Origin of the sequence: Fictibacillus halophilus, from assembly GCF_016401385.1 — a bacterium.
In the GTDB taxonomy this organism is placed as follows: domain Bacteria; phylum Bacillota; class Bacilli; order Bacillales; family Fictibacillaceae; genus Fictibacillus; species Fictibacillus halophilus.
The window spans coordinates 2,347,485-2,359,522 of record NZ_JAEACF010000001.1 but is presented as its reverse complement, the minus strand read 5'-3'; the positions used below and the strand labels follow the sequence as shown (position 1 = coordinate 2,359,522).

At 38.3% G+C, this 12,038-nt stretch carries 11 protein-coding genes and 1 other annotated feature; of the genes, 8 read left to right on the top strand and 3 right to left on the bottom strand.

Annotation, left to right across the window (positions count from 1 at the left end):
- Positions 1 to 81 precede the first annotated feature (81 nt).
- Positions 82 to 312 (top strand) — a binding site (T-box leader).
- A 61-nt stretch (positions 313 to 373) separates the two neighbouring features.
- From leuS to I5J82_RS12220, 5 genes are all read left to right on the top strand, one after another.
- Positions 374 to 2,794 carry a leucine--tRNA ligase gene (gene leuS, locus I5J82_RS12240; protein ID WP_198768069.1) on the top strand — a complete coding sequence of 807 codons (2,421 nt, stop codon included), beginning with the start codon at positions 374 to 376 and terminating at the stop codon, positions 2,792 to 2,794.
- A 15-nt stretch (positions 2,795 to 2,809) separates the two neighbouring features.
- Positions 2,810 to 3,109: a rhodanese-like domain-containing protein gene (locus tag I5J82_RS12235; RefSeq protein WP_198768068.1), complete on the top strand. Its 300-nt coding sequence runs from the start codon at positions 2,810 to 2,812 to the stop codon at positions 3,107 to 3,109.
- Between the two features lie 131 nt (positions 3,110 to 3,240).
- The gene (locus I5J82_RS12230; RefSeq protein ID WP_198768067.1) at positions 3,241 to 5,160 is read left to right on the top strand and encodes a putative bifunctional diguanylate cyclase/phosphodiesterase; all 1,920 of its coding nucleotides are present in this window, start codon (positions 3,241 to 3,243) and stop codon (positions 5,158 to 5,160) included.
- 194 nt (positions 5,161 to 5,354) lie between these two features.
- Complete coding sequence (locus tag I5J82_RS12225; RefSeq protein WP_198768066.1) at positions 5,355 to 5,990, top strand: SDR family oxidoreductase; 636 nt, start codon at positions 5,355 to 5,357, stop codon at positions 5,988 to 5,990.
- 90 nt (positions 5,991 to 6,080) lie between these two features.
- Positions 6,081 to 6,284 (top strand): sporulation protein Cse60, encoded by a 204-nt coding sequence (locus I5J82_RS12220; protein WP_198768065.1) that lies wholly within the window; start codon positions 6,081 to 6,083, stop codon positions 6,282 to 6,284.
- A 57-nt stretch (positions 6,285 to 6,341) separates the two neighbouring features.
- On the opposite strand, the gene I5J82_RS12215 is transcribed toward I5J82_RS12220, so the two are convergent.
- Positions 6,342 to 7,604 carry a BaiN/RdsA family NAD(P)/FAD-dependent oxidoreductase gene (locus tag I5J82_RS12215; protein ID WP_198768064.1) on the bottom strand — a complete coding sequence of 421 codons (1,263 nt, stop codon included), beginning with the start codon at positions 7,602 to 7,604 and terminating at the stop codon, positions 6,342 to 6,344.
- A gap of 184 nt (positions 7,605 to 7,788) precedes the next feature.
- Here I5J82_RS12215 and I5J82_RS12210 point away from each other — a divergent pair, with 184 nt between their 5' ends.
- Positions 7,789 to 9,393, top strand: coding sequence for a putative polysaccharide biosynthesis protein (locus I5J82_RS12210; protein ID WP_198768063.1), 1,605 nt, complete (start codon positions 7,789 to 7,791; stop codon positions 9,391 to 9,393).
- 53 nt (positions 9,394 to 9,446) lie between these two features.
- Here I5J82_RS12210 and I5J82_RS12205 read toward each other — a convergent pair whose 3' ends face one another.
- Positions 9,447 to 9,881, bottom strand: coding sequence for a DUF6884 domain-containing protein (locus tag I5J82_RS12205; protein ID WP_198768062.1), 435 nt, complete (start codon positions 9,879 to 9,881; stop codon positions 9,447 to 9,449).
- Between the two features lie 102 nt (positions 9,882 to 9,983).
- On the opposite strand from I5J82_RS12205, the gene I5J82_RS12200 reads away from it, so the two are divergent.
- Positions 9,984 to 10,712, top strand: a complete 729-nt coding sequence (locus I5J82_RS12200) for a pseudouridine synthase (RefSeq protein ID WP_198768061.1) — start codon at positions 9,984 to 9,986, stop codon at positions 10,710 to 10,712.
- Between the two features lie 41 nt (positions 10,713 to 10,753).
- Positions 10,754 to 11,389, top strand: coding sequence for a PRC-barrel domain-containing protein (locus tag I5J82_RS12195; protein WP_198768060.1), 636 nt, complete (start codon positions 10,754 to 10,756; stop codon positions 11,387 to 11,389).
- A 91-nt stretch (positions 11,390 to 11,480) separates the two neighbouring features.
- Here the strand turns inward: I5J82_RS12195 and I5J82_RS12190 are convergent, their stop codons facing one another.
- Complete coding sequence (locus I5J82_RS12190) at positions 11,481 to 11,699, bottom strand: DeoR family transcriptional regulator (RefSeq protein WP_066243921.1); 219 nt, start codon at positions 11,697 to 11,699, stop codon at positions 11,481 to 11,483.
- Between the last annotated feature and the right edge of the window lie 339 nt (positions 11,700 to 12,038).

Genomic DNA, 12,038 nt, shown 5'->3' with positions numbered 1-12,038 from the left:
TAAAAATAGGTTATTATACTTATGAACAACCTTGACAATTTAGGGAGTTATTCATAAAATACAAATTAACATCTAAATTTTTTAATAACGATGATAGGGAATAGTAAAAAAAGAATGGAAATGATAGAGAGTTGACGGCTGGTGCAAGTCAACCCGGACTTTTTTGAACTCGCCCTTTAGTTGCAAGTGTGAATGAAGTAATGCTTGCCGTTCGCCGCGTTAAGGTATGTTTCCGAGTGAATGCGATTTTTTGCATTAATCAGGGTGGTACCGCGGCAGGTTTAAATTGTTAACTAACCTTTCGTCCCTAATGTTTATTAGGGGCGGAAGGTTTTTTGTTTTTAAAAGTACAGTTTTTTAAGGAGGATCGGTTATGTATTATAACCACAAAACAATCGAGAAAAAGTGGCAGCAGTTCTGGGATGAGAACAAAACGTTCCAAACAAAAGAAGAATATGATAAAAAGAAATTTTACGCGCTAGATATGTTTCCTTATCCATCTGGAGCAGGCCTTCACGTAGGTCACCCGGAAGGTTACACGGCGACAGATATACTATCTAGAATGAAGCGTATGCAAGGATACAATGTGCTTCATCCGATGGGATGGGATGCTTTTGGACTTCCTGCAGAACAGTATGCGCTTGATACAGGAAACGACCCAGCAGAATTTACAGAAACAAACATCAACACGTTCCGCAGACAGATTAAAGAGCTTGGTTTCTCTTATGACTGGGATCGTGAAGTAAACACAACTGATCCTTCTTATTACAAGTGGACACAATGGATTTTTATCCAGCTTTATAAAAAAGGACTTGCGTATGTAGATGAAGTACCTGTGAACTGGTGTGAAGCGCTTGGAACAGTACTTGCAAACGAAGAAGTCATTGATGGGAAAAGTGAACGCGGAGGTCATCCTGTCGTTCGTAAACCTATGAGACAATGGATGCTTAAAATTACAGCATACGCTGACAGACTGTTAGAAGATCTAGATGAACTAGATTGGCCTGAGAGCTTGAAAGACATGCAGCGAAACTGGATCGGCCGATCAGAGGGAGCAGAAGTCCACTTTGACGTTGATGGACATTCTTCTAAGATCACTGTTTTCACAACACGACCAGATACACTTTTTGGTGCAACATACTTAGTGCTAGCTCCTGAAAATAAACTAGTAAACGATATTGTAACTGAAGACCAAAAAGAGTCAGTAACGGCTTATCAAAGACAAGTAGAAACAAAGTCTGATCTTGAACGTACAGAACTTGCAAAAGAAAAGTCTGGTGTATTTACCGGTGCATATGCTATTCATCCTGTAACAGGTGCAAAACTTCCGATCTGGATTGCAGACTATGTTCTAGCAAGCTATGGAACGGGTGCAATCATGGCGGTTCCTGCGCATGATGAACGTGACCACGAGTTCGCGGTTAAGTTTGAACTTCCGATCGCAGAAGTGGTTGCTGGCGGAAATGTATTAGATGAAGCGTACACAGGTGATGGTGAACACGTAAATTCTGATTTCTTGAATGGCATGCAAAAAGAAGAAGCGATTACAACGATGAACGAATGGCTTTCTGAGAACAAAAAAGGTGAGAAGAAGATCACGTATCGTCTTCGTGACTGGTTATTCTCTCGTCAGCGTTATTGGGGCGAGCCAATCCCGGTCATCCACTGGGAAGATGGCACGATGTCGACGGTTTCAGAAGATCAGCTTCCTCTTCTTCTACCGGTTGTTAAAGAGATCAAACCTTCAGGAACAGGAGAATCCCCACTTGCTAACGTAGAAGAGTGGGTAAACGTTGTAGATCCTGAAACAGGAAAGAAAGGACGTCGTGAAACGAATACGATGCCGCAATGGGCAGGAAGCTGTTGGTATTATCTTCGTTATATCGATCCGAAAAATGAGGAGCAATTAGCATCTCCTGAAAAGTTGAAGCATTGGCTACCAGTTGATATTTATATTGGTGGAGCGGAGCACGCGGTGCTGCATCTTCTTTATGCTCGTTTCTGGCACAAGGTTATGTATGATCTTGGTATCGTTCCGACAAAAGAGCCTTTCCAAAAACTTTTCAACCAAGGAATGATTCTTGGGGAGAATAATGAAAAGATGAGTAAATCTAAAGGAAACGTTGTGAATCCTGATGAGATTGTATCAAGCCATGGTGCAGATACACTACGTTTGTATGAGATGTTCATGGGTCCACTTGATGCTTCCATCGCATGGAGCACAACTGGTTTAGATGGAGCTCGCAGATTCCTTGATCGTGTTTGGAGATTACTTCTTGCTGAAGATGGAGAGAAGATAAATCCTTCTATTCAAGATACAAATGGAACTGAAGCCTTCAATCGTCTTTATCATATGACGGTTAAGAAAGTAACTGAAGATTATGAAGGGCTTCGCTTTAATACAGCCATTTCACAATTGATGGTATTTGTTAATGAAGCGAACAAGCAGGAAGTTCTTCCAAAAGATTTCATGCAAGGTTTTGTTAAGATGCTTTCCCCGATCGCTCCGCATATTTGCGAAGAGCTTTGGGAAATGCTAGGTGGAGAAGGCAGTATCGCTTATGCTTCTTGGCCAGTTTGGGATGAAGCGCAACTAGTAGAAAATGAAGTTGAAATTGTTGTGCAAGTGAACGGCAAACTTAAAGCGAAGATGACGATTGCCGCAAACATCAGTGGTTCTGATATGGAAGAGGCTGCTTTAAAAGATGAATCCGTTCAACAAAGCATTGAAGGAAAGACGATTCGCAAAGTCATTACAGTTCCAGGTAAGCTTGTGAATATCGTAGCGAATTAAAGGAGGCACATGCTCATGGAAGAATTAAAAGAAATTTCACCGTCAGAAGTTAAGCAATTGCTCCAAGAGGGTAAAAAGATTTCTCTAATTGATGTTCGTGAAGATGAAGAAGTAGCTGAAGGGAAGATCCCAGAGGCAACTCATATTAAAATGGGTGAGATACCCGTTCGATTAGATGAAATAAACAAAGACGAAGAACACATCATCGTCTGCCGTTCCGGACGACGCAGTGAGAATGTAGCTTATTTCCTGCAAGATCATGGATTTAAGGTGAAGAATATGACTGGCGGTATGTTGGAATATAATAAAGACTAAAATAAAACTCTCTGCTCAAAGACTTGAGCAGAGAGTTTTTTGATGTGTATGTTTACTTTATTAAAGAATGTTTAAATTTCCAAGAAATAGCCGATAGAAAGGGTATACTTATTAGCCTTGGAGGCTTACAAATGCCATTAAAACACGCAAAAACAAAAAAATGGACCTATATCATAGCAGTTTTGTTTACCTTACATACTGTAAGCACAATTGGATTAATGTACAATCAGAGCTACTTGATGTATGGGATTGATCTAGGAATTGTTGTTCTTTTTGCAATTTTGATTTATAAAATGCTGATCGTAAAAGATAGTTATGCAATAAATTTAGAGCAGGAAATCTTAAATCATCAAGAAACGTTTGCTGAATTAGAAGCAAGCCGAATGAAGCTTCAAAATATATTTGACAGTATCGATGTTGCGATATGGTCACACAACCTAAAGACGAATAAACTTCTGATTACATCTGGTATTGAAAAATTATATGGTTATCCCCTGCAAGCTTTTTATGATGACTCAGAATTATGGAAAAAGGTCATTCATCCTGACGATGATGAGATCATTATTAACCGAGGTGTAGCTATTCAGAACGGATTGATCACAACAAGTGAGTATCGAATTATGAAGCCGAACGGTGAAATACGTTGGATACAAGATCGAGGAATTCCTTTTTTGAACGACAACAAAGAGCTAGTTGACTTCAACTCCATTCTTATTGATATTACAGAAAGAAAAAGAGCGGAGATCACGATTGAGCATATGGCTTATTATGATGAATTAACAGGACTGCCTAATCGTAATGGTTTTTTGCAGACGATAGAAAAACAAATAAAGGAAGCTGATCTTCAAAATCGAAATCTAGCTCTGTTGTATGTAGACCTAGATCGGTTTAACGTTCTGAACGATACACTTGGACATAGCTTTGGTGATCTGTTGCTACAGAAGGTAGCGGAACTTCTAAAGGTTACGGTAGGGTTTTACGGAACTGTGTTTAGGAGAAGTGGTGATGAATTTCTGATTTTGTTAAACTTTAAAGAAATCAGTGAGATCAAACAAAAAGCAGAGCAGATCATTCAAGCTTTTACAAAACCTTTTAAACTGAGTGGGCAAGAAGTATTTACAACACCAAGCATTGGAATCAGTACATATCCAGGAAATGGGTCAGACAGCGAAACGCTTTTAAAACGTGCTGACTCCGCTCTGTACCAGGCAAAGGAAAAAGGACGAAACAACTATCAGTTTTTTACAGAACAACGTGATAGCAAGATGGAAAGAAGGTTAACTCTCGAGCATGGTTTAAGAAAAGCTTTAACGAACAACGAGTTCTTCCTTGTTTATCAGCCTTTAGTTCATATCGGAAATAATAAGATTTTAGGTGTGGAAGCATTATTGCGCTGGAATAAAGAAGATGAGGGAATGATTTCTCCTGCTGAGTTTATTCCGATCGCTGAAGAAACGGGGCTGATCTTACCTATCGGAGAATGGGTGTTAAGAGAAGCGTGTTTGCAAGGTTTGAGATGGCATAAAAACGGCTTTAGTGATCTCTTGATCTCGGTAAATATATCGGTTAGGCAGCTGTTAGAAGACTCTTTTATCGAAAAAGTAGAATGTGTTCTTTCTGAAACAGAATTTCCACCTACTTCACTAGAGTTGGAGATCACAGAAAGTACAACGATGCAAAACATGGAGGAAGCTCTTCCGATTTTGAATTCTTTAAGGGAAAAAGGAATTCGCATATCAGTCGATGACTTTGGTACAGGTTACTCCTCATTAACATATCTGAGACAGTTGCCTGTTGATACATTAAAGATAGATAAAATGTTCATCGATGATATTTTGACAGATTCAAAAGCAGGAGCGATTGTAAAAACAATAATTGATATGGGACATAATCTTGATTTTTACGTAATTGCAGAAGGAATTGAAACCCGTGAGCAGATCGATTTTTTAGTAGAGCAGGGGTGTGTATACGGACAAGGCTATCACTTGTACAAACCGCTTCATGCTGATGAACTTCAAATACACTTACATAAGAATGTTGTTATGAATTAGCAGAAAAGCTTAAAACGTCGTGAATGAAACGGTGTTTTAAGCTTTTTTATTGGATTTAAGATCAAGTTCTCTCAATATGTGGATTGGGAACCTCTTGGCCTATAAACTATACCTCAATAACACAACAAAATGTTTTAATACTTTCATTTCGTGAAACACTACATAAGTAGACAAATAGAAGGAGTGGATATGTAGTGAATGTATTAGTAATCGGAGCAAACGGTAATATTGGAAAAATGACATGTAATATACTTGCTGATCAAGAACACGCTGTAAAAGCGATGGTCAGAAAGAAAGAGCAGCAAGATCATTTTCAGCATGAGAACATTACTGCCGTTTTAGGTGATTTAGAACAGGACTTTGAACATGTTTATGAAGGAATTGAAGCTGTTATCTTCTCAGCTGGTTCTGGTGGTCATACAGGACCAGAGAAAACAGACGCTGTAGATTATGAAGGAGCGGTAAAGTCTATAAAATTAGCGCAAAAACATAAGGTGAAACAATTCATTCTAGTAAGTTCGATAGGTGCAGATACACCTGAAAAAGGACCAGAAGGACTTCAGCATTATCTTGAGGCAAAAGGAAAAGCAGATCAAGAACTGATAAACAGCACATTAAATTATACGATCTTGCGTCCAGGTGCGCTGACGGATGATGATGGTATGGGCATGATTCAAGCCAAAGAAAAATTAAACGAGCGTGGATCTATCCCTAGAGCGGATGTAGCAAGAACACTTGCTGCATGCCTCGGAAATGAAAAGGTTAACCACAAAGTCTTCGAGTTGATTGAGGGAGAAGTACCTATTCAAACTGCTCTTGAAAATCTCTAAGACAAAACTAGTCAAAACCTAACAAAGGATAAGCATCTCCAAAGGCCGAAAGAATACCTAAACTTTTGGCTGAAAGGGGATGCTTTTTGAATGATACAAGTAAAAATCTTTGATGAAGATCATGAAGAGGATTTAGAGATCGCTTTAAATGAGTTTCTGAGCATCGTTCCTACTGAAAAAATTGTGGATATTAAATATCAAATAGCCGTATGTGATAATGTGCACTCAGAGGACGATACGATGTTTTCTTTTTCAGCGATGATTATCTATAAAAAAATCGAATCACCTAAATAAAGAAGAGTGGCAACCACTAAGTTGGTTGTCACTCTTCTTGTTTTATAGGACTCGTGCTTAGCTCATTGCATGGTAAGCTGCGTTAGTTCCCGCAATATTCCCTGTTACAAAGGCAACGGTAATATTATAACCACCTGTGTATCCGTGCAGATCTAAGATTTCTCCACAGAAGAATAACCCTTCTTGTTTCTTAGATGCCATCGTTTGAGGTGCGATTTCTTTAACTGAAACGCCGCCACCTGTAACGAAAGCTTTTTCGATAGATAAGGTACCGTTCACAGAAAAAGAGAAACTCTTCATTTGTGTAACAAGCTGACGAAGGGCTTGTTTGGAAACTTGATCAGCAATGAAGTCACCATCAATCTCTGCACGTTCGATTAAGAAATGAAGAAACTTTTCAGGAAGTAATCCTTTCAGTACATTTTTAAATGCTTTCTTAGGTTCAGAATCTATTCTTTTCTGTAAAGAAGTAAGTAAGGCTTCTTCATTTTCATCAGGAAACGAATCAATCCTCATCTCAATTGATGGTACATCGAATTTTTTTAGTGCTTTGACTACATATTGACTACACCTTAACGCAGCTGGCCCAGAAACTCCAAAATGAGTAAAGATCATATCCATCTGATGAGCTTTAATCATTTTTCCTTTTGGATTCCATACCGACAGTGCAACATTTCGTAAAGAGATGCCTTGCAAGGTCTTTTGGTTGATGAATGGTTCATTTGAAGTGATGGGAACCTCAGTTGGATAGAGTTCTGTGATCGTGTGCCCCGCCTTTTTTGCCCATGCATAACCATCTCCTGTGGAACCCGTATGCGGAACAGATTTACCGCCTACAGCGATTACGATCGATTTTGTTTGGATCACTTCTCCACTATGCAGAACGATCTCGTGAATATCATTTCCATAATGAATCGTTTTTACAGGAGTGTTCGTTCGAATGGTAACACCAAGCTGTTTTATTTTTTGCAGAAGAGCAGCAACAACATCAGTCGCCTTATTTGTAACAGGGAACATGCGCCCATGGTCTTCTTCCTTTAATTGAATTCCTAACCCCTCGAAGAATTGAATGATATCTTCGTTGTTGAAAACGGAAAAGGCACTGTATAAAAAACGGCCGTTCCCCGGAATATGTTTGATAATTTCTTCAACAGGCAGACGGTTTGTGACGTTACAACGTCCGCCTCCAGAAATAGCAAGTTTACGACCCAGTTTTTCTCCTTTATCGATTAATAGAACCCGTGCACCATTCGTAGCAGCACCTACACTCGCCATCAGGCCAGAAGGTCCACCGCCGATCACTATACAATCATAAATCATACAATCCCAACTTTCTTATACGTTCAATAAAAATCATTTCATACAATAGCATAGCTTAATCAAAAAGACTATATGTTTCATAATCCTTACTTTTTTGCAAAAAGTTAAAGTAGGTTACTTCCGCTTTGAATGTGATACAATATCAATAATGTTTTTTAGGATGATTAGTAGGAGCTGAAAATAGTTGTCTCGATTACTTCGTGGAACATTGATTTTATCCGCTGCGACGTTTTTCTCGAAATTTATCGGATTGATCTTTGTAATTCCATTTACCAATCTAGTAGAAGAACAAGGTATGGCTTTATACGGCTATGCTTATATTCCATATACCATATTACTTAGTATTTCCACAATGGGCGTTCCGCTTGCTGTTTCTAAATTTGTTTCGAAATATAATGCATTAGGAGATTATGCTGCAGGAAGGAAACTGTTGAAATCTGGTCTTCTAGTCATGACGCTGACAGGAACTCTAGCTTTTGTCATTCTGTATATGTTAGCGCCTATACTTGCTCATCAGATTATTGATGAAAAAGGTGGACAAGGCAACAGCATTGAAGATATTACATTAGTTATTCGAATGGTAAGTACCGCTTTGATTGTAGTACCTTCTATGAGTTTGATTCGAGGATATTTCCAAGGCTTTCAATCTATGGGGCCAACAGCGGTGTCACAAGTCGTTGAACAGATCGTTCGAATTGTGTTCATCCTTGTTGGAAGTTTCGTTGTAATCAATCTAATGAAGGGTGAGATTACGACAGCTGTAGCACTTTCTACATTTGCAGCTACTCTAGGTGCAATCGCAGGCTTGGGGGTTCTCATCTGGTATTGGATAAAAAGAAAACCGCATCTGGACAAGATGTATAGAGAAAGTAAACCTGTTGCTGATATATCGTTAAGAGATATTTATAAAGAAACGATCAAGTATGCGATTCCGTTTGTAGCTGTCGGTCTAGCTATTCCGCTCTATCAGATGGTGGATCAGTTTACGATCGTAAAAACGCTTAAAGATATTGATTACACTTTAGATGAAGCAGAATCTGTATTTGCCATCATCACACAGATCGCGCATAAGCTTGTTATGATTCCAGTATCATTAGCAACTGCTCTTGCACTAACCTTGATACCTGTTATAACGAAGTCGTTCACCCAAAACGATGATGAGATTCTTCATAAGCAGATCACGCAAACGTTTCAGATGGTGTTATTTCTAACTGCACCAGCAGCGATCGGGCTAACGGTTCTTGCATACCCTGCATATGGTGCACTCTTTGGGTTGTCATCTATGGAGACCGGCGGTTATTATCTTCAATGGTACGCGCCGACTGCATTATGGTTTGCGATGTTTACCGTTACGGCAGCGATCTTACAGGGACTTAATCAGCAACGTTATGCGTTTATCAGTTTATCAGCTGGTTTTTTAGCAAAGTTACTTTTGAACAAGCCTTTATTATTGCTGTTCGGTGGGACCGGCTCTGTTATTGCAACAGACATCGGATACACACTCTCGATTTTGTTTAATCTGTATATCATTAAAAAATACAGCGGCTTCTCCTTTAAATGGGTGTATCGAAGAACGGTTCTGATCACGTTATTTTGCTCAGCGATGGCAGTAACCGTCATGATTGTATCGGCGCTTTTAGGTGAGACAGAGACAAGACTTGATACGATCATTAAATTAACGATCGGTATTCTCACTGGGGGAGCGGTGTATGTGTTCTTAAGTCACCGATCAGGCTTATTAAACATTATATTAGGTGATCGCATTCCTTTCTTGAAACGCAGAAAATAAGCATAAGAAAAAAGAAGGCTGGTAAAAAAAGCCTTCTTTTTCTGCGGTAGTCTTCATTTTTTGGATTGATTCTGTTCATCGTACCATTTAAGTTGATTACCGATGCTGTATCCTTCGAGCGGAACTTCAAATTGAAATCCTGCTCTTTCAAGGGCGGGCTGTAAGAATTCACGGTATACCCAACCGCCATGAATATAAATCTTACATTGAGAAGGCTTGATGTTTTGTTCTAGGTCTTGTATCACTTGATGAGCCCATTCCCGTTTTTCAGATGTCGAAAAATTTTTGATAGAAACATTATACGGTTCAATGTATTGGTCTTTCGTTACGAGTCCTTCTTTTGCACTAAAAAAGTAAAAATCATCATAATGGTTTTGTGCGTATTGAACAGACTTAACGAATAAGGGACTTATGTATAAATCTATAGCTGCAGAAGGGGTAGAAGCTTTTTTTCGTGCAGTTGCTAGAAGACCTATTTTCCTTTTCATTCCAATTCCTCCTATAGTACTAAATTACCCTGTTTCTTCAAAAATCAATCAATTTTTTACAATAATATAGGAAAAAAAGATCATTATTGCAGGAGGTATTTCATGAGAATTGATAAATGGTTATCAAACACAGGCTTTGGAAGTAGAAAAGAAGTAAAGCAATTACTAAAATCAGGTGCAGTTACGTTGAACGGTGAGGTTGTAAAGGATGCAAAAACTCAAGCAAACCCGGATATTGATAACGTTTTGGTTCATGGTGAAGAAGCTGTTTATAAGGAGTTCATCTATTTAATGATGAACAAGCCTCAAGGGGTCATCTCGGCGACTGAAGACTCTAGGCATGAAACGGTAATAGATCTTCTTTATATGGAAGATCAGAATTTTGAACCATTTCCTGTTGGGAGATTAGATATTGATACTGAGGGATTATTGATATTAACGAATGATGGTCAGTTATCACACTCTTTGTTATCACCTAAAAAACATGTTCCTAAGACCTATTACGCAAAAATAAATGGATCAATCCCAGACGATGCTCTTGAAAACTTTAAAGAGGGTGTCATCTTAGATGATGGGTATAAGACAAAGCCTGCTTTTTTAAAAATATTGACCAATGATAACGATGAATCAGAAATTGAACTAACCATAACTGAAGGAAAGTTTCATCAAGTGAAAAGAATGTTCGAGGCAATCGGCAGAAAGGTCATTTTCTTGAAAAGAATTCAGATGGGACAACTAAAGCTTGATGAAACCCTTGAGTTAGGAATGTATCGAGAGCTTAGAGAAGAAGAACTATCCTTACTTTCTTTAAAAGAGGATGTTTTTGAATAATTTATAAGGGGTATCTTCCAATAAAAAGGAGATGTATACCAATGAAATTATCTGCAGAAAAGTTAATGGGTGCTAAAGCTCAAAATCATACGATTTCTACTGAAGAAACACAGCATAAAATTAACGACATTCTATTTAATATGTACGACCATCGCTTATGTTATTTTACGTACACTGTTGACAACGGAATCTATCAGCGTGAAGAGATTCCCTCAGATAAGCATATGGAAACAGTTGTTGCTGCCACGTCAGGTATCGGTACACAACACACTCCGTTTACAGGAAGTTCTAACCTTGCTGCTAATCAGAACTATACGAAAGAAACCTTTTTTATCCCTTGGCATCAAGTGAAAGAATTTGATGAAGACAAACTCGTGTTCTCAGGAAATGAACTTCAAAGAGATGAACCAAAAGAGTGTTATTCTTATATGGGCATAAAAGATTGGAATGTAATAGATCAAGATGGTGAAAAAATTGGAAAGATAAAAGATCTGATCATTGATACAGACCGTCAGCAGGTTATTGGATTTTCTTTAGCGGAAGGTTTTTGGAAAAACTTATTCGGTCATGATGATAAGTATATGCCTGTCTCAGGCACTCCAAATTGGGAAAGCCGTGAATGGAATATTGAAAGAACCCCTGATCTGCTCTTAAGAGATAACAAGGACGAACTTTAAAATTTATTATCAATATCAAAAAAAGTCCCCGCTAATTAATTAGCGGGGATTATTTAATGAAATAGCTTATCCGAAAATTTATTATATCTTTTTAAGATACTTTAACTTTTTTGCCTGTCGTTTCCCACATACCGCGGGCAGGACTTGTTACTAAATTGTTATAAGAGAGGACGTTAAGATCTCTCTGAATGGTGCGCTGCGTAGTTCCAAATTCTTCAACTAGTTCTCGTGTTGTTACAGTACCTTTCTTGCGAATAAACAAATACAGGGCTTTCACACGATTCAACATTCTGTCAGTTGAAGGACTCAAAAAACCACTCCTTGTTATTTAGATAGTTGTTAACACACTATATGATACCAGTCTAAAGTTAATGAAATATGAATGTTGTATTACATTCTATTTAATTCATAAGACCCATCCTTTTTTATAAAAAAAAGCGAAGAATCCGTATTGGTTCTCCGCTGCATCAGCCATTAGATGTAATAGTAACGTTCAAAAAGATGTCTGTGCGGCCAGGCAGCAAAACCTCATAACGAACATATGATCCTAAATATATAGATATAGAGGAAAATTGTCAGTTAACCCAACACTACACCTCCTATTTGGCACCATTATACACTAAAATCTATATTTGTCAATATTCCATAA

Coding starts and splice junctions, on each gene's coding strand:
- leuS (WP_198768069.1), top strand. CDS start 374: ATGTATTATAACCACAAAACAATCGAGAAAAAGTGGCAGCAGTTCTGG.
- I5J82_RS12235 (WP_198768068.1), top strand. CDS start 2,810: ATGGAAGAATTAAAAGAAATTTCACCGTCAGAAGTTAAGCAATTGCTC.
- I5J82_RS12230 (WP_198768067.1), top strand. CDS start 3,241: ATGCCATTAAAACACGCAAAAACAAAAAAATGGACCTATATCATAGCA.
- I5J82_RS12220 (WP_198768065.1), top strand. CDS start 6,081: ATGATACAAGTAAAAATCTTTGATGAAGATCATGAAGAGGATTTAGAG.
- I5J82_RS12215 (WP_198768064.1), bottom strand. CDS start 7,604: ATGATTTATGATTGTATAGTGATCGGCGGTGGACCTTCTGGCCTGATG.
- I5J82_RS12205 (WP_198768062.1), bottom strand. CDS start 9,881: ATGAAAAGGAAAATAGGTCTTCTAGCAACTGCACGAAAAAAAGCTTCT.
- I5J82_RS12200 (WP_198768061.1), top strand. CDS start 9,984: ATGAGAATTGATAAATGGTTATCAAACACAGGCTTTGGAAGTAGAAAA.
- I5J82_RS12195 (WP_198768060.1), top strand. CDS start 10,754: ATGAAATTATCTGCAGAAAAGTTAATGGGTGCTAAAGCTCAAAATCAT.